The organism is Aquisalimonas asiatica (assembly GCF_900110585.1).
Classification (GTDB): Bacteria; Pseudomonadota; Gammaproteobacteria; order Nitrococcales; family Aquisalimonadaceae; genus Aquisalimonas; species Aquisalimonas asiatica.
The window spans coordinates 59,434-77,713 of the sequence record NZ_FOEG01000003.1; the positions used below are offsets into that span (position 1 = coordinate 59,434).

Sequence of the window (18,280 nt, forward strand, 5' to 3'; positions counted from 1 at the left end):
GAGCGATCAAGCGGCGCAGTATACCCACCGCGAGCCCGGGATCATAGGGAAACGCCCCGCTCGGTTCCGCCCTCCACGCGGTTCCGGCCCAGCCGCTTGGCCCGGTAGACACCGGCATCGGCCCGCGCGATCAGCAGTGCCGGCTCCACCGCATCGCCCACGGCCGTGGCACAGCCGATACTGACCGTCACCACGGCGCTGTTGGCCTGGGGAGGCTGCGGTATCCCGGCCGCTTCCACCGAAGCGCGGATGCGCTCCGCCACGATCACCGCCGCATCCGCACCGGCGTGGGGAAGGATGACGGCGAACTCCTCGCCGCCGTAGCGGCAGATCAGGTCGTCGGAACGAATGACGCTCTGCTCGAGCACCGTGGCAATGCGCCGCAACGTCTCGTCACCGGCCGGGTGCCCGAAGGTGTCGTTGAACACCTTGAACTGGTCCACATCCAGCATCAGCAACGACAACGGCTCGCCGGACCGGCGAGCGCGAATGCTCTCGCGCTGCAGGCTGGTATCGAGCATGCGCCGGTTGCCAAGGCCGGTGAGCGGGTCGCGGGCAACCTGCTCCTTCAGCGAGGACAGCTCCCGGGCCCGGTCGGCGATATCATGGAAGACGGCCACCACCCCCGCCTCCCGGCCCTTCAGGGGCGCCACGGTCAGCGACACCGGAAGGCTGGAGCCGTCACGGCACTGGAGCTGGTGGTGGTCGCTTCGGTACGTGCCGCCGGTGGCGGTCACGTCCCATCCGGGAATATCCACCGGCCGCCCGTGATCGCGACGGCCGTCATGGAACAGCGCATTGGCGCGGGCGCCAACGATCTCGTCCGGATGATAACCGAGCAGATCACTGGCCGCCTGATTCACGTAACGCACCCGACCATGGGCGTCGAGGACGTAGACCCCCTCCCCCATGCTCTCGGTAATGGCGTTGATCTGATCGCGCAGCGCGCTGGCGCCGCGCCGGGAGCGCACCATCAGCAGCGCCACATGCCCCAGGGCGCCCACCAGCAGAAACACCAGCCCGCCGGAGAACGCGAGCTGCTGCCGCCAGGCAATGATCGGCGCGGCATTGCTCTCCGACGCCGCGTAACCGATCGCATTGCCGGAGATATCCGTCACGGGCGCCATCACCACCGCAACATGACGGCCGTATGCGTCGCGAACCAGCGCCGAAACCGGCTCATTCCCGGGTAAACTCTCCCGCAACGCGCTGCGCAGGGCCGCGGACTGCTCCAGCCAGTGCGGCATGCGCGAGCCGTGGCTGCCTGTCTGAACGGGTTCCAGCAGATCCGGGTGCAGATCGGTGGACTGGAACCACTGCCCGCTGCCGCCGCCCTGAACAGCCTCCGGCACGGCATCGGCACGCAGCAACAGATGGTAGAGCAAGGCATCACCACCGATGCGACGCAGCAGCGTGGTCAGGTCACCCGGCTGGAGCACCGCCTCGACTGCGCCGACCGGGCGATTGCCATCCCAGATCGGCAACACCCGCCGGTACGCGAGCCCCATCGCACTGAGCTCGAAGCCCTGTGCGCCCATGCGGCTGTTCAGTATGGCCTCGATCCCCGGACGGTCGGCAACGCTGTCCAGGCGGTCCTGCTCAAGGCGTGCGTCAAAATGAACAATCGACTCACCACCGGCGCCGAGAACATGCAGGCTCGCACCACAGCAGTTGCGCAGACTACGGTGGGTCTGGCGCCCCACAGCCAGCACCGAATCCCTGTGGAACTCTGCTACCCCATCAATCGGGCCATCGTAGGGGCGGGAGAGGATCTGCCGAAGCTGCCCCCGCTCCAGGAGATCAGCGAAGGCCTGGTTGGTCATGGTCCGGAGCAGCGAATCGGTGCTGCGCAGTGCCGCCTGCAGCTCCACGCGCTCGCGTTCCAGGTAAGCGTCGGTCTCCCGCTCATGGACCGTCCAGAACGGAACGGCAACCAGGGCTGCCGCGAGCACCCAGACACCAACGGCTTGCAACCAGAACGGAAAACGCATGGACGACGCCCTGTCCAGTCACGCCGCCCCAGACGACGCCACCTCGAATGTACACGCCCCACCGGACAAGTCGCCCTGGAGCCGTGCACACCCCTTTTCTGTGAATTAGGAAACGGCCAGTATGTCCGCCCACCCCGGGCTACCGGCGCGAGATGATCCCGAAAACATTACAGGGATCGTGCGTGAACGCAAGTTTGCGACCATGCCGCGACGGCATTCACCGACGGATCCGGGTGGCCTGCCATCAAACTGGCCGGATATTTGCTACAGGCGAATCTCAAACACCTCAACCGCAAGGAGCGCCCGATGTTTGCACTCTCCCGCCTCGCCACACTCCAGCGCAGCGATTCAATGGATACCGGCCAGGACTGGCTGAGAGCACTGGAGGCGGATGACATCGCAGGCGCCCTGGAACTGGGCGGCGACGCCATCCCCGAGCAGGTCCGGGCCGCACTGCTCGCGGCGACGGGAGAGCACGGTGAACGCGCAACCCCGCGGCATACGCACCAGATCAGTGCGCGTGCAGAGGCACTGGTCGCCCACGCCGAGCAGGGGCTGGACGTGGTGGACACAACCCTGGGGGAAATCGCCGCACGCTCGGGAGAGCAGACCGAGTTTCTCGGGCGGACCCGCGAACAGCTCAAGGAGAGCGACCGGAACGCCGAAGCCCTGCGCACCGACATGGAGCAGGAGCTGGCTCGAACGCACCAGTTTTTCACAGAGCAGTTCGCGGCACTGGCGAACCGCATCGAGCAACAGTCCCGGGGGTCAAAGGAGTTCATCAAGACCATCGACGGCATCAGTCGGACCGTCCAGCTCCTGTCTCTGAACGCCGCCATAGAGGCCGCACATGCCGGAGAGCACGGCAGCGGGTTCGCGGTGGTCGCGAACGAGATACGCGACCTGGCGCTGCGCACCCAGGAGAGCGCGCAACAAGCCGCCGAGCAGATCGACCTCACCACCGTCTCCGAGGCCCTTGAACAGGTCCTCGCCGACGCGGAAGCACGGCTGCAGACACTGTCCGGACGGGTCACCGATTCCCTTGGCACTGCTCACCGTCTGCTTGAGGCAATGAACGGCCACGTCGACGAGATCCAGTCCAACAACCGCATCATTGCCGAGACGGTGCAGCTGGCCGGCGACACCAGCCTGCACGCGCGCACACGCAGCGAGTGGAGCCGCGCCACCCTGTGCGATCTTGCCGCGGCTCACAGGAGCGACACGACGGACCACCTGAACGAGGCCCTGACCGCGATTCTGACCACAGAGCAGCTCGTGCCCACCCCGGGCTGGCAGCGCCTCGATGCGATCCGCGCCCGCGGCGCCGTGCGCATTGCCATCGAGCCCGCTTTCCAGGGGGTGTCGTTCCGCAAGGCAGCGGACCAGCCCCTGCAGGGGCTGGATGCCGAGATCGCCATGGCGTTCGCCCGGTGGCTGGGCGTGGAGTGCGAGTTCGTGGAGCACCCGTGGGCGCTTTGCACGCAGTTGCTCGAGGCCGGTCGCACGCGCGGCGAGCCCGAAGCCGACGTGGCCTGGAGCGCCCTGCCGCCGGTGGCGGGCTACGACCGGGCCGCCTTCTCGGAACCCTACACGTTCCTGCCCTACGTGCTCGCGCGCCGGACCGGAGACGACCGCATTCAATCACTGGACGACCTGCATGGCCGCGTGCTGGGTGTCATCAACGACCCGGCCGCCCTGGAGGTGATGGAGGCACGTGGGCTGCGGTGGCAGGCCAACCGGAACACCCCGGGAGGCCGCATTGAACTGGCCAACCTGCTGGCCTACAACGATCAGAGCGTCATTCACGACGCACTCGCGGAGGGTATCGTGGACGCCTTTGCCGTGGACCTGCCGATCTTCCACTGGAGCTGCTACGGCAACGACAGCCCATTGCAGGGGCGCATCGAGATCCTTCCGGACAATCTCGACGACAGCCTCTGGTACTACAGCGCCGCCGTCGCCAACCAGCCGGAGAACGTGACGCTGCTGGACACCATCAACACCTTCGTCCGGGAATTCCGCGGCACGGAAGACTACCGCCGGATCGTCACGCGCTGGATGGGCCGTGTCTACGACGACCCGCACTGGCGCTACCCGGACGGGGTCGTCACGCGTGGCAACATGGCCGGTCAGAACTAGAACGGCTCGCCCCGGGGATCGCGGCTCCGCGCGGGGCGAGGCCGTGTCAGTCAGCCGTCGCCACCGGCAGATCCGCTGCTCCGGTAGATACGCACGCCGGCCAGCAGCCCACCTGCGCCCACGAGCAGCAGTACGGCTGAAGGCATGTAGGAACCGCGGGACTCTTCAGCAAGCGCCTCGATTTCGGCCAGCTCCTGGGCGCGCTCGGCCGCATCCTCATCACTGCCGTTGGTCATTTCCGCGGAGTGCGTGATGGCCTCCTGCGCCGCCTCGACCTCGGCGGCAACCGCCGCGTTGTGCTGATACGTGGCAATGAGCAGAAGCACGGCCAGCGCCAGCAGCACAATGCCGCCACCGATGAGGACGTAGCTGAATCGCTTCCTGAGAGTGGAGTTCATTGGATCCCCCGGCTGACCACGATTGCCCTCGGGAGGAGCCAGACAACACAGGACACCCGAGCGGGCAATACAAGCTGGCCGTGAAACAAAAAAAGGCCTACGGATACCGTAAGCCTTTCACGAATCTGGTAGGCGCGAGTGGACTCGAACCACCGACCCCCACCATGTCAAGGTGGTGCTCTAACCAGCTGAGCTACGCGCCTGTCGTGTGATCGCGTATTCTACAGCGCTTCATCCCCCTGTCAAATCACGATTATACCCCTCTGTTTTGGCACAGAATTCACCATCCCACAGGGTATGCGTCATGGCGCGCCGGCCTGGACGAAATGAAATAGATCGGAGGCAGGGTTACCGAGGCTTCACCGGCCAGCAGGGGCGCCCCACCGGGGTATCGACACCCGACACGGCGGTCAGGTGTCCATGGGCCGCAGCGGCCCGCTCCAGCCGCTCGGAGAAACGCTCGTCGTGTAACTGCGCGGCGGCGCCGTAAAGGGGGCTCTGAATAACCCCGCGGGGCTCTGGTCTTCAGCCGTGCCCACGCTCAAGAAGTGTCCGTCCCTGCCGTTATTTCTACTTCTATCAGCCACCCCGTCACCAGTCCTTCTCAAAGGAAGATGCCATGAACCAGTTCCGTATCGGGCCCCGCCTGGCCGCCGGCTTCACCGCGGTCATCCTGATCCTGATCGTCATCAGCACGCTCGCCTACATCAACTTTGCACGCACGGTCACGGCCACCGAGGAAAACGATCGGACATTCCGCGCCGTGATAGCGGGCGAAGAGATGCTGGTCTCGCTGCTCAACATAGAGACGGCGGAACGTGGTTATCTGGCAACCGCGGATGGCCGATTCCTGGAGCCCTACGAGGCCGGCCGCGAAGCGTTCCGCAGGCACCTGGACGCAGCACGCGAAATAACCAGCGACCGGCCGCAACAGCAGGAGCGGCTCGACGACATGGAGCAGGTCTATGAACAATGGCTGGAGGAACACATCCAGCCGGCGATCGCGCGCCGTCACGAAATCACGACGTTCGGTGACGAACTCGAGGATCTATTCTCAAGCCTCGGCGGCGGGCACGAGCTGATGAACGAAATGCGCTCCACCCTGCGGGCTTTCATGGAGCACGAACAACGTCTTCTGACCGAACGCCAGGACAACGTCCAGGCGCTGCAGCTGCAGACAACAGGCGCGCTCGCGACCGGCACACTCATCGGCGCACTCATCGCCGGCCTGGCCGGGTTTTTCATCACACGCTCGATTACCCGCCCGACCAGGCGCGCTCTGGATGTTGCCAACCGTATCGCCGATGGCGACCTGACCGTGGACTGCTCCAGCGCATACAAAGATGAAGTCGGTCAGCTTCTCAACGCAATGGACCGAATGAGTGACCGGCTTCAAGCCATGATGCAACGCATTACCGACTCGGCGTCCCGTGTCGCCAGCGCCTCGGAACAGCTCTCATCCAGCTCGGAACAGACGCGCCAGGGTGCCAGGCAGCAAAGCGATCAGACCACGCAGGTCGCCACGGCCATGAACGAGATGGCCAGTACCGTGCAGGAGGTGGCGCGCAACACACAGGAGGCGTCCGACGCCGCCCGCGACGCCAGCACCAAGGCCGACGAAGCTCGCACCGTGGTGGAAGGATCAGCCAACGGGATCAACCAACTGGCCGACGAGGTGCGTCAGGCATCCGGTGTCATCGCCGAACTGGAACAACAAAGCGAGAGCATTGGGCAGGTCCTGACGGTCATCCGCGAGATCTCCGAACAGACGAACCTGCTGGCACTGAACGCCGCCATCGAAGCCGCTCGCGCCGGGGAGCATGGACGCGGGTTCGCCGTCGTCGCGGACGAAGTCCGGAAGCTGGCCAGCAATACACAGAAGTCCATTGGCGACATCGACGCCATCATCGAAAAGCTCCAGTCCGGCACCCGTGAGGCCGTGGGCGTCATGAACCAGGGCAGCGAGAGCGCCGGGCGCAATGTGCAGGCATCCCAGCAGGCAGTCGAGGTGCTGGAGGGAATCATCGCGGCAGTCACCCACATCTCCGACATGTCCAACCAGGTCGCCACGGCTGTCGAAGAGCAAACGACCACCGCCGAAGACATCAACCGCAACATCACGGCCATCAACGACGTGGCCGCCGAGACCACGAGCGCGGTGGATGAAGCGGCCGGCGCCAGCCAGGAACTCGCCCGTCTGGCCACCGAGTTACAGGATGTGGTCTCGCAGTTCCGGGTCAGGTGAGGAAGCGGGTCCCGGCGAGCACGTCGCCGCCGGGACCTCAATCGAACCTGAAGCTGGCATAAAGCCGCCTAATATCGATCCGGCGACTCCGGCAAACCCTGCACGGCCCACGACTCGTTGAAGCGGCAAGCCAGGTTTCCCCCACTCGGAAGCACCACCTGCTGAGGCGGGACTCACTGCTCCTCGGCACAAAGCGAGTCAGAGCGCCGACCAGACTTCACTCTCCTCCCTTGTGCAACATCACTGACAAGCAGTCGCTACACCGAGAGGTACTGTGCCATGCTGGCCTCGCTGAGTTCCTGCCCCTGCATCTCGTCGACAAGCCTGCCCCGGTCAATGACCAGCACCCGGTCCGAGACATCCATGGCAAAGCTCAACACTTGTTCGGAGAAAAGAATGCTGATGTTCCGGATACGGCGAATCTCCCGCAACGTCTTAGCCATGTCCTTAATGATGGACGGCTGAATCCCCTCCGTTGGCTCGTCGAGCAATAACACATCAGGCTCGGCGGCGAGCGCTCGGGCCACCGCCAGTTGCTGTTGCTGTCCACCAGAGAGATTCCCCGCACGTCGTTTCCGCATCTCCTGTAGTACGGGAAACAACGAGTAGATATCGTCGGGAATCCTCTTCCTTCCTGTCGCTTCGAGTCCAGTCCTGATGTTCTCCTCGACCGTCAGCGTCGCGAACACTTGCCGTCCCTGCGGCACGTACGCGAGACCGGAGGCGACGCGTCGGTAAGGGCGTTGGGCAGTCAACACCACATCACCCATGCGGATGTCACCGGACCACGCCGGCAACAGCCCGATCAACGCCTTGAACAGCGTCGTCTTGCCCATGCCGTTGCGGCCCATGACACCGAGGATCTCACCCTGCCCGAGCTCAAAATTGATGTCGTGCACGACCTGGCTCAGGCCGTAACCAATGGATAGCTCATTTACTTTCAGCATTAGACTGCCCCGTTTAGTGGCCCAGGTACCGCTCGATAACCCGCTCGTCTTTCTTGATCCGCTCGATGCTGCCTTCGGCCAGAACCTTGCCCTGATCGAGCACCGTGACCCTGTTGGCAATCTGCTCCACGAACTTCATGTCGTGCTCGATGATGATCACGGAACGATCCTGGGTGATGCGGTTCAGCAACGTGGCTGTCTGGTCCCGCTCCGCCTGGCTCATCCCCGCGACGGGCTCGTCAAGCATGAGCAGCTCGGGCTCCTGGATCAGCAACATCGCGATTTCCAGCCACTGCTTCTGCCCGTGACTGAGCAAGCCGGCCAGATCATTCAGGCGATCACCCAGGCCAACCATGTCGGCAGTCGCCTGGATGCGGTTTGCGACCTCTTCCGTACGGCGGAAGAACAACGAACCGAGCACATTCCGACCCTTGGGATAGGTCAGTTCGAGGTTCTCGAAGACGCTGAGACTCTCGTAGATGGAGGGAGCCTGGAACTTGCGCCCAACACCCGCGTGCACGATCTGGTTCTCTGACATACCGCGTAACTGTTTGTTACGGAACAGAATCGATCCTTCCGTTGCGCGGGTCTTGCCACAAATTAGATCCAGAAGAGCCGTCTTACCGGCCCCGTTGGGCCCGATAATGACGCGCAACTCCCCCTCATCCACATACAGGTTGACCCCGTCCACGGCACGAAACCCGTCGAACGAGACAGCGAGGTCTTCGATACTCAGCAGAAGCTGTTCACTGGCAGCCATTAGCGGATCCCTCCCAGAACACGTTGAGCCCGGGCGAAGAAGCCTTCTGCCCTGGTGGGTGAGCGCGGCGTCTCCCCGGGGGCCATTGCCTCGGATGAACCGCCGTTGCGCGCATTGAGCAGGTAGTCCCGGCCGAGTTCATAGAGGCCTGCGAGCCCCTTGGGAAAGGCCAGGACAACGGCAATCAGCACCAGACCGAAGAGGATCGTCCACAGTTGCGGAAACGCCTGGGACAGATACATTTCCGCCGTCTTGATCAGCAGCGCCCCAAAGGCGGCCCCGAGCAGCGAGAAACGGCCACCGACGGCGCAGAGAACAACGAGTTCGACGGACAACCCGATCCCGACCAGCGAGGGCGAGATGAAACGGGCTTGAAGGGCGAACATGGCGCCACCGATCGCAGCGAACACCGCGGCCACCATGAACACGAAGATCTTGAAATTCTCCACGCTGTATCCCGAAAAGCGAACGCGATTCTCTTCGTCACGAACCGCGATCAACACCCTTCCTGCACGACTGTTCAGCATCCACTGCCCCACGAGAATGCAGCCAAGCAGGAGCAAGACGCAGATGTAATAGATCACGTACCTGGCAGTGTTACTGGTGATATCCCACCCGAGCAGCGTCCGGAAGTCGGTAATGCCGTTCGCTCCTCCGGTGTACCCCTGTTGGCCGACGATCAGGATGCTCATGACCGCCGCCAGGGAGAGGGTCACGATAGCGAAGTAGACGCCACTGACGCGGCGCTTGAACAAGGCGAAGCCAAGCACATAGGCGAGAGCCGCGGGAAGCACCACAATGGCTACAATGGTGAAGCCGAAGCTGTTGAAGGGTTCCCACCACCATGGGAGCGCGGAGAGCTGATTCCAGTCCATGAAATCGGGAATTCCCGGTGTCGACTGGCTGGAGGTCGCTTCAGGGGTGGATGCCTCCAGCTTGAGGAACATCGCCATCGCGTAACCGCCGACCCCGAAGAACACGCCCTGCCCGAGGCTCAGCATGCCGCCATAGCCCCAGCACATCACCAGGCCGATCGCTACAAACGCCAATGCAAGGTAGCGACCAAGCAGATTCAGAAAGTAGCCGTTGAACGCCAGGGGCAGAACCACCAGGAGAAGCACCGCGAAAACCGCGAAGCAGATGAGCCATTCGCGGCGCCCCCCAATAAGTCGCAGAATCGTCGTCATGATGTCCTCCTCACTGGCGGACTTTCAGGGTGAACAGCCCTTGGGGCCGCAGCATGAGAATCCCGATCACCACCAACAGGGTCAGCACCTTGGCCATCGAACCGGTCATGAAGAACTCCAGAATCGACTGGGCCTGGGCGATGGAGAAGGCCGATGCCACCGTACCGAGCAGGCTCGCCGCACCGCCGAGAACCACAACCAGGAACGTGTCGACGAGGTATTGAGCGCCTGCGGTGGGCGTGGTCGAACTGATGGTGGTAAACGCGGAACCTGCGATGCCGGCAAGGCCACAGCCCAGGGCAAAGGTATTCCGGTCCACCTTGTCCGTATTGATGCCGACGGCGTTGGCCATGGCGCGGTCCTGGGTGGTGGAACGCACCCGCATCCCCCACCGCGCCCGATACAGCATGATTGCGACGATCACGGACATAGTGATCGCTATGCACATCACAAAGAGATCCGAACGGGAGAGGTGGAGCATCGGTGTGAGCTCAATGCTGCCCCGGAGCCAGTCCGGCGTGCCGGCGCTCACCCCCCGTCCACCGAAAATGGAGCGAAAGACCTGCTGCATGATCAAACCGACCGCCCAGGTCGCGAGCAGCGTATCCAGAGGTCGCTTATAGAGATGGCGAACGAGCCCGTATTCGAGCAGGTAGCCCGCACCGAAGGCCACCACGAACGAGAGAGCGATCGCGACCGGGAAGTAGTACGTGAACAGCCCGGGGGCATAGAGTTCGAACGTGCTGGCAACGACGAATGTCGTGTACGCCCCCAGGGTGAGGAACTCCCCGTGGGCCATGTTAATGACTCCCATCTGGCCAAAAATGATGGCCAGACCCAGTGCCATGAGCAGGAAAACACCGAAAAGGCTGAGTCCGGCGATGCCCTGCATGGCCATGATATTGACGATATCCGATGCGGCGTACCCGCCCATGATGCACCTCACTGGTCGTGGAATGACCGGGGGCGGAAACAAAGCCCCCGACCGGGTCAGCGCTATTCGAAATCGTCTATGTCGATGTCGACGTCTTCGGGAAACGGGTCGGGCTCAATGAGTTCGGATTCGTAAACAACTTTCGCTGTCCCGTCCGACTGCCATTGACCAATGCGAAGCTTGCTCCAGAGATGCTGGTTCTCGTCGTGAACACGCACGTAGCCTTCCGGCACATCATCCAGCTCCATGCCATGAGCGGCTTCACGGACCTTGTCCACATCGAACGAGCCAGCCTTTTCAACTGCCCTTTTCCAGATCCAGGGGCCTAGATACGCAGCCTGGGTGACATCGCCAATGACGCTGTCCTCGCCGTGCATTTCCTTGAACTCCCGGACGAATTCCTCGTTGTTGGGGTTGTCCAGGCTCTGGAAGTACTTCATCGCGGAGTAATGGCCTTCGACGTTGCTCGCGCCGATGGCCTGGACCTCGTCCTCGGTCACGGAGTTTGTCAACACGGTCTGGTTATCGGCGTTGATCCCCGCGCTATCCATCTGCGACCAGAAGGACACATTGCTGTCACCGGCAATGATGCTGTACACCACATCGGGGTCGCGGAGCCGAATCTGGTTGATTGCCGAACGGAAATTGGTGTGGCCGAGGGGGAAGTACTGTTCGGCCACGACTTCGGCACCGAGCACATTCTCGATGTGGTGGCGAGCAATCGCGTGCGAGGTCCGAGGCCAGATGTAATCGGAACCGATCAGATAGTATGTATCGGGGCTCTCCTTCTCGTGCACCCAGTTCAGACCGGCAATGATCTGCTGGGTGGCCTCCTGCCCCTGGTAAAAGACGTTTGGGGAAGCCTCCAGCCCCTCGTAGAAGGTCGGGTAGAACAGCAAACCGTTCTGCTCTTCGAACACCGGCAGCACGGCCTTTCGTGATGCCGATGTCCAGCAACCGAACACCGCAGCAACGTTATCGCGCTCCAGCAGACTGGATGCGCGCTCAGCAAAGGTGGGCCAGTCACTTGCGCCATCCTCAATCACCGGCTCGATCTGCCGTCCGAGCACACCACCCGATTCGTTGATCTGGCGAATCGCGAGCTGCTCGGCTTCCACCGAGCCGGTCTCACTGATCGCCATCGTACCCGTGAGGGAGTGGAGGATGCCGACCTCGACGGTGTCATCAGTCACCGCCAAACCGGTGGTATTGACCTCCTCTGTTGGGTACTCCGTATTCGCACCGGCAGAGAGGGCGCTAGTAACGCCAAGTGCGGCGACGCTCAGTACCGCAAGGCGCTTGCGCCAGGTTGAATTTTGCATGGAGTGCTCCTTGTCGTTAGCGATTGATGCGCTGCGACAAAGAGCAACGGACGTGCCACAACCGAAATCCGCTTCAGTCAGAAACCAGGATTCGCGACATCGAATGGCTTTGCAAACAACATGTTAACTGAAAACCACCAAGACCGGCGCAACCACTCCCAAGCCTGCATTGGCGCCGAGAAGTCCGCCGCAGTTACCAGTGACAATGTCACATTGTCAGCGGTGACAATGCGACATTGTCACCGCTGTACTACCGTTTAGGGACGGCCTGACTTTAGTTCACGTAACCCCTACAAAGGGAATCCACTGCTGCTGGTGGGGGTGGCATAACTACTGCATCTGTTGTGCAGCGGAAGCTCAGGCCGAGTCACCCGTTCCGGCGTCTCCGCAACGAGCTTTCCCAAAGCGACAGCGACCCAGAAGGAGCGCACCCGATGAGCGACACCACCATCAAGATCGATCTGTCCAAGTCCCCCACCGAACACGACAACATTCACAACCGTTGGCATCCTGATATTCCGATGATTACAACGGTTGAGCCGGGGACAGAGCTCACCCTGGAATGCATGGACTGGACTGGTGGTCAGATCAACAACAACGACAGTGCCGAAGACGTTCGCGATGTAGACCTTACGAAAGTGCACTATCTCACTGGCCCCATCGGCGTTAAGGGTGCCGAACCTGGTGACCTCCTGGTCGTTGATATCCTCGATATCGGGGCTTTCGAAGACGAGCAATGGGGTTTCAACGGCATGTTCGCCCTTCAGAACGGGGGCGGCTTCCTGACTGACTTGTATCCAGAGGCACGGAAATCGATCTGGGATTTTCATGGAATCTACGCCAATTCACGTCACGTTCCCGGCGTGAACTTCGCGGGTATCATGCACCCCGGCCTGATCGGCTGCCTGCCTTCCAGGGAACTTCTTGAGGAGTGGAACCGACGCGAGCAGGAGCTCATCGACACGGATCCTGATCGCGTACCGGAACTCGCCACCGCTCCGTATGCCCCGACCGCACATATGGGCCGCATGACCGGGACGGCAGCCGAGGCGGCGGCAGCGGAAGGCGCTCGCACCGTGCCTCCGCGCGAACACGGCGGCAACTGTGACATTAAAGACCTGACCAAGGGGTCCCGTGTCTTCTTCCCGGTTTACGTGCCGGAGGCGGGGCTCTCCATGGGCGATCTCCATTTCTCGCAGGGAGATGGAGAAATTACCTTCTGCGGCGCCATCGAGATGGCCGGTTGGATCCGTGTGCGCGTGAACCTCATCAAGGATGGTGTCCGCAAGTACGCTGTGCGGAACCCGATCTTCCAGCCAAGCCCGCTGCAACCTGAGTACAAGAACCACCTGATCTTCGAAGGGATTTCCGTTACCGACTCGGGCAAGCAGCACTATCTCGATGCACACCTCGCCTACCGCCAGGCGTGCGTCAACGCCATCGAGTACCTGAAACAGTTCGGTTATAGCGGCGCTCAGGGATATGCCATCCTCGGGACGGCACCAGTGCAGGGGCATATCAGCGGCATCGTCGATATTCCGAACGCCTGCGCGACGCTCTTCCTTCCAACCGAGATCTTCGACTTCGACATCACCCCGACAGCGGACGGGCCGACCAGGATGGCACCAGCGGACGACATCCCGATGGCGCCGTGGAAGGGCTGACGCACACACCGGCGGCCGGCCCCGTCCGGCCGCCATTTCCTTGAACGGACCAACGGACCAAACGCTCCCAGGAGATACTGATGCCCGTATACACCTACCGCTGCCCCAGCTGTGGCGATTTCGATGCACTCGTGCCAAGCAGCTCCTGCAGGGACGACCAGGCATGCATCCAGTGCTGCACCCCTAGTCCACGCGTCATCACTGCAACCCACCTGGCAACTCTCTCGCAGTCCCGTCGGCATGCCCACGAGACCAACGAACGCAGTCAGCACGCACCATCGTGTCGTTGTTGCAGTGGCCATCAGAACAGTCCCTCGTCACCAGACCGCTCAGGCGCCTCCGAAACGCCCCCGATTCGGACGACGCGCCCGAAACGGCCCTGGATGCTGGGCCACTAGCAAACGCCTTCTAAAAGCGGCGGGCCTTATCAGGCCGCTCACCGGCTTCGGATCTTTCGCGCTCCGAAGCCCCGGATGTGTTGTGCCAGGAGAACGGAATGTCCGCTGAACCATCCCAACTACCGGCCATGCGGGAAGAGCTGGTCACGATCCTCGAGATCTCCAAGCTGCTGGAGAAGCCACTGGACCCAGCTAACACCATAGAGGGCATTCTACGGCTCCTGTCCCAGTTATGCGGTCTGAACTGTGGACGCGTCGCTCTTCCCAACGAGACCACCGGAGCCATGGAGATCCATCACCACTACGGGCTATGTCACGCCAATGTCGAGCATGGGCGCTTCGACCTGCGTAAGGGGGAAGGGGTAACCGGACACGTGATGCGAACCGGGTCAATTGGGTTCGTCCCGGACGTTGACGATGATCCTCTCTTTGTCCGCCGCATCGCGGAAACCAGTGGCGTATCGCCGAACGACCGACTTGCGTTCATCGCGGTCCCCATCATGGAGTCCGGGTCACCGATTGGTGTGCTATCGGTTCAGAGAGAAGCAGACATGGGCCGGCCTTTTCACCTGGATATCAGCCTGTTGCGCGTTGCCAGCGCGATGATCGGACAGGTCCTGCGCATCAACCGGTTCGTCGAGGACAAGACTTCGCAACTGGTTAGGGAGAACCAGACGCTACGCAACACCCTGACCGCGGAAGAGATGGTCCACAATAGCGTCGCTCACGGGATCATAGGATCAAGCCCCGCGCTCACCGATGCACTCAAACAGGCGAACCAGGTGGCGGACGCGGAAGCTCCGGTTCTACTCCTGGGGGAATCAGGCACCGGCAAGGAAAAGTTCGCGCGCATGATTCACCAGCAAAGCTCTCGAAGCGAACAGCCGTTCATTTCGATCAATTGCTCCGCGATCCCGGCGGATCTTCAGGAGGCCGAGCTATTCGGGCATGTCAAAGGAGGCTTCACGGGAGCAACCAACGCCAAAGCCGGGAAACTCGTCCTTGCGGACGGTGGAACGCTGTTTCTCGATGAGATCGGTGACATGCCGCTCAACCTGCAAGCCAAGCTCCTGCGCACGCTTCAGGAAAAGCAAGTTGACCCAATCGGCGCCACGCGTAGCATCCCGGTCGATTTCCGGCTCATCAGCGCGACACACGCGCCGCTGATGGATTATGTCAACCGGGGGCATTTCCGCCTCGATCTGTTCTACCGAATCAACGTCGTTCCTATCGAGCTGCCCGCTCTCCGACAACGGGACGGGGACATCCGCCGCATCGCTCTTCATCACCTGAACGAAATGAACCACCAGTACAACCGGAACGCGGTACTGAGTCGCGGCGCATTGGTATTACTTGAGAGATTCCCATGGCCGGGGAACGTTCGACAGCTGATCAATGTGCTGGAGCGCGCAGTCCTGACAGCGGAGTCGAGTCAGATAGACGACAATCTCATTCACTCGATTCTGTCCAACGAAGGGGTTGTTCTTCTGCCCGAAGTAGCCGACGCCAGGGAGTCCGCTGAGCCGACGTCCAACCCGCTCGCGAGCGGTTACCACGAGCACTACGATATCCACTCCGGTCGTCGCTACGAGTGGGTTCGCCAGGAGGAGGCCAGGAGTATCCGTGAGGCCCTTCACGAAGCGGACGGCAACAAAACCCGGGCGGCGCAGCTACTGAACCTCACCGTGCGTCAACTGCGTTATCGCATTCAGAAACTGAAGCTTGAACCGTGACCCGCTTGACGGCCGGCCGCCACATGAACGCCCCACGGTGATCAAGCCCCATCAACAGGCTCTTCGACCAGGGCAGTGGCCATCTCCTCGGCCCACGCGACCGCCTCCAGGTAGCTGTCCCGCAGTGTTCGCGCGGCGACGCCGCCGTCGTTCAATTGCACGCGGTCCCAGTCGCCCCGTTCGTAGTCGATGACCAGCTGCAGGACACGCCCCACCGCCCCGCTCCGGTCGAGCAACGCATCCACCAGTGGCTTGCTCAGGGGGAGTTCCGCCACCAGCTCCGCCATCGGGCGATCGGTTAGCGCGTCGAGTGTGGAGAACAGACCCGCGGTAAAGAACGCTTCCGCCCCGGGGCCGTCCCCGGTCTCACGCCCGAGGGTTTCCGCCATCCTGGCCCGGACAGACGCCGTCCGCACCAACTCATCCGGCTTGTCCTTGACGCCCGAGAGCGCAAGCAGGCTGACCCAGCTGCGCAGATTGCGGGGCCCGAGAAGCATCAGCGCGTTACGAACGGAATCGACGTCCCGGGCCACCGGAAAGTGCGGGGAGTTGATGAGCCGAAGCAGTCTGTAGGACAGCGTGACATCCTGAGTGATCAACGATTCAAGGTGATCAACGGAGACATCATCGCTCTGCAGCACCGCGAGCAGCTGCAGCAGGGACAGGCGATTATTGGCTATCTTTTTCCCCTTGACGATATTCGGCTTGCAGAAAAAGTAGCCCTGGAAGAGGTCGAATCCGAGGGTGCTGCACAGCCGGTACTCTTCCTGAGTCTCGACCTTCTCCGCCAGAAGCAGCAACCCGGGCCGGCTCAGCATGCCAACATGGGCCTCCAGCTCGTCCCGGGTCAGCCGGGTGATATCGATCTTGACGATATCGGCAAGCTCCACCAACGCCGCGAGATTCGGGCTGTAGATGAAGTCGTCCAGCGCAATCTGATAGCCGCGCGCCTTCAGGCCGGCGATGGATTCGTGCAGGCGCTCCGACGGCTCCACATCCTCAAGCACTTCGAGGACAAGAAGATCCGGCGTGGATGGCAACGGGTAATGGCCGTGAATGAACGACGTGGTGAGATTGACGAACGCTTTCTTCCGGCCCGTAATTGCCTCAATGCCGATTTCGACGAATGCGTTGTAGAGCACCTGGCTGGTAGCCCTGTCACCGTCGGTCACATTGGCCAGATTCTGATCGGTCTCGCGAAACAGTAATTCGTAGGCCCAGGTGTTCAGCTTTCTGTCGTAAATGGGCTGTCGCCCGACCATGATGTCGTCAGCATTCGCTGAGTTGGTCATAGGCGGGCTCCTGCCAGATGCAGCCCCAATGTAGGCACTGGTAAGGGTGCCTTTCCGGGTGTGGCCGGGTAAAGGGGTGAGCAGGGAAGGGGCACGCCGGCGCGGTCTCCGCTGGCGGCGGAATGCCGCCAGCGGCCGTGTTGCCGGATCAATGGATCAATTGCCGGATTTGCCGGTGAACAGCGTGTCCAGGAGGGTGGCGGTACCAGACTGCCCCCCCGAGATCACGAACTTCTCGCACTCGCCCGTTGCATTGAGGTCTGCGACGATCTCGGGGCCATCGTGGGTCATGGTCACACGCCCGCTGGCGGCATCCTCGTAGTCGTTTCCGAACAGGCCATTCGTGCAGGTAAAATCCTCGAAGAACCCGTTCTGACCCTGGGTATGCGTTTGCTCGGCCTCGATGCGGCCACCGAGCAGCGGCGTGGCAATGTCCATGGTGCTGGTGCGGGAAAAATCCTGCTGATTATGGATATCGACACCGGTCGCCTGCTGGTCCCAGAGCAGCCGTATTTCCGCTTCTTCAATGCCTTTGTCGTCATCACTTGTGAACACCAGGTCCACGGCCATGGCGGTTCTGTTCTCGTTTGACGAGGAGTCCCCGGCCGCCAGCTCGATACCGGTCATCTCGATCTTGCCGCCCCGGAATGTCGCTTTCAGTCCATCGAACGACGTTTCCGCTCTCGCCACAGTCACCGAGCCTCCGGAAGACTCGAACGTCTCCTCCCGCGCGACCTCACCGATGATGCAGACAGGCCCGCTCGTGTCCATCTTCTCGGTGCAGAAGCCGTACGTGCCCTCCATGGTCCAGGTTTCGCTGAAGCCATCGGCGTCTCCCGAACTCTCGTACACCAGCGTCCCGGGGGGGTCGACGTCTGGACGGTCTCCAGGGATTGTGACGGGCGTATCCTCGGGGTCGACCCCGGAAACCAGCTGTTCCAGGGTGAAGATGACCGCCTCCGCACGCTCGGACAGGTAGGCCAGGTCCATCGCCTGTGCTGCCGTGTCGACGGTGTCCAGCTCCACCAGGTCCTCAGGGCCACTGTAATCGCCCTCGTAAATCTCGGCGGCGGAGACGAAATCCGCCAGGCCACTGCCTCCCCCTCCGGAGCTACTGCTACTCCCCCCACCCAGGCAGCCTGAGGTGCTCAGGGCGATCGCGGTCAAGGCGGGTAACGCAACCATGCTGTACGCATTCCAGGATCGTTCGTTCTTCATGACATTGTTCTCCACGGTGCGGACGGAGTCCGTATTCCGTCCGGCGCTGTAA

General features: G+C 62.0%; 14 protein-coding genes and 1 tRNA gene. 5 read left to right on the forward strand and 10 right to left on the reverse strand.

Going from position 1 to position 18,280, the window contains the following annotated elements:
- Positions 1 to 41: 41 nt before the first annotated feature.
- Entirely contained in the window at positions 42 to 1,991 is a 1,950-nt protein-coding gene (locus tag BMZ02_RS08240) for a GGDEF domain-containing protein (protein WP_091642108.1), read from the reverse strand.
- A 306-nt stretch (positions 1,992 to 2,297) separates the two neighbouring features.
- Between BMZ02_RS08240 and BMZ02_RS08245 the strand changes: the two genes are divergently transcribed.
- Positions 2,298 to 4,130: a methyl-accepting chemotaxis protein gene (locus BMZ02_RS08245; RefSeq protein WP_091642111.1), complete on the forward strand. Its 1,833-nt coding sequence runs from the start codon at positions 2,298 to 2,300 to the stop codon at positions 4,128 to 4,130.
- Between the two features lie 50 nt (positions 4,131 to 4,180).
- Here BMZ02_RS08245 and BMZ02_RS08250 read toward each other — a convergent pair whose 3' ends face one another.
- Positions 4,181 to 4,528 carry a hypothetical protein gene (locus tag BMZ02_RS08250; protein WP_091642114.1) on the reverse strand — a complete coding sequence of 116 codons (348 nt, stop codon included), beginning with the start codon at positions 4,526 to 4,528 and terminating at the stop codon, positions 4,181 to 4,183.
- Between the two features lie 126 nt (positions 4,529 to 4,654).
- Positions 4,655 to 4,731, reverse strand: a tRNA-Val gene (locus tag BMZ02_RS08255).
- A gap of 416 nt (positions 4,732 to 5,147) precedes the next feature.
- On the opposite strand from BMZ02_RS08255, the gene BMZ02_RS08260 reads away from it, so the two are divergent.
- Positions 5,148 to 6,773 (forward strand): methyl-accepting chemotaxis protein, encoded by a 1,626-nt coding sequence (locus tag BMZ02_RS08260; protein WP_091642117.1) that lies wholly within the window; start codon positions 5,148 to 5,150, stop codon positions 6,771 to 6,773.
- Positions 6,774 to 7,030: 257 nt separating this feature from the next.
- Here BMZ02_RS08260 and urtE read toward each other — a convergent pair whose 3' ends face one another.
- The 5 genes from urtE to urtA form a co-directional block, all read right to left on the reverse strand.
- Positions 7,031 to 7,720 (reverse strand): urea ABC transporter ATP-binding subunit UrtE, encoded by a 690-nt coding sequence (gene urtE, locus BMZ02_RS08265; RefSeq protein ID WP_091642120.1) that lies wholly within the window; start codon positions 7,718 to 7,720, stop codon positions 7,031 to 7,033.
- Between the two features lie 13 nt (positions 7,721 to 7,733).
- Complete coding sequence (gene urtD, locus BMZ02_RS08270) at positions 7,734 to 8,480, reverse strand: urea ABC transporter ATP-binding protein UrtD (protein WP_091642123.1); 747 nt, start codon at positions 8,478 to 8,480, stop codon at positions 7,734 to 7,736.
- Positions 8,480 to 9,667, reverse strand: coding sequence for an urea ABC transporter permease subunit UrtC (gene urtC / locus BMZ02_RS08275; RefSeq protein ID WP_091642125.1), 1,188 nt, complete (start codon positions 9,665 to 9,667; stop codon positions 8,480 to 8,482). The genes urtD and urtC overlap by 1 nt, the downstream gene beginning before the upstream one ends.
- 10 nt (positions 9,668 to 9,677) lie before the next feature.
- The gene (gene urtB / locus BMZ02_RS08280; RefSeq protein ID WP_091642128.1) at positions 9,678 to 10,601 is read right to left on the reverse strand and encodes an urea ABC transporter permease subunit UrtB; all 924 of its coding nucleotides are present in this window, start codon (positions 10,599 to 10,601) and stop codon (positions 9,678 to 9,680) included.
- A 62-nt stretch (positions 10,602 to 10,663) separates the two neighbouring features.
- Positions 10,664 to 11,923, reverse strand: a complete 1,260-nt coding sequence (urtA, locus tag BMZ02_RS08285; RefSeq protein ID WP_091642131.1) for an urea ABC transporter substrate-binding protein — start codon at positions 11,921 to 11,923, stop codon at positions 10,664 to 10,666.
- A gap of 434 nt (positions 11,924 to 12,357) precedes the next feature.
- Between urtA and fmdA the strand changes: the two genes are divergently transcribed.
- From fmdA to BMZ02_RS08300, 3 genes are all read left to right on the forward strand, one after another.
- Positions 12,358 to 13,587 (forward strand): formamidase, encoded by a 1,230-nt coding sequence (gene fmdA, locus BMZ02_RS08290; protein WP_091642134.1) that lies wholly within the window; start codon positions 12,358 to 12,360, stop codon positions 13,585 to 13,587.
- Between the two features lie 80 nt (positions 13,588 to 13,667).
- Positions 13,668 to 13,985, forward strand: a complete 318-nt coding sequence (locus tag BMZ02_RS19395) for a zinc ribbon domain-containing protein (RefSeq protein WP_091642137.1) — start codon at positions 13,668 to 13,670, stop codon at positions 13,983 to 13,985.
- A 98-nt stretch (positions 13,986 to 14,083) separates the two neighbouring features.
- On the forward strand, positions 14,084 to 15,718 hold the full coding sequence (locus BMZ02_RS08300; protein ID WP_091642139.1) for a sigma-54-dependent Fis family transcriptional regulator: 1,635 nt from the start codon (positions 14,084 to 14,086) through the stop codon (positions 15,716 to 15,718).
- Positions 15,719 to 15,759: 41 nt separating this feature from the next.
- Here the strand turns inward: BMZ02_RS08300 and BMZ02_RS08305 are convergent, their stop codons facing one another.
- Positions 15,760 to 17,010 (reverse strand): EAL and HDOD domain-containing protein, encoded by a 1,251-nt coding sequence (locus BMZ02_RS08305; RefSeq protein ID WP_091642142.1) that lies wholly within the window; start codon positions 17,008 to 17,010, stop codon positions 15,760 to 15,762.
- Positions 17,011 to 17,166: 156 nt separating this feature from the next.
- A complete protein-coding gene (locus tag BMZ02_RS08310) occupies positions 17,167 to 18,228 on the reverse strand; it encodes a hypothetical protein (protein ID WP_091642145.1) in 1,062 nt (353 codons plus the stop codon).
- Positions 18,229 to 18,280: the final 52 nt, after the last annotated feature.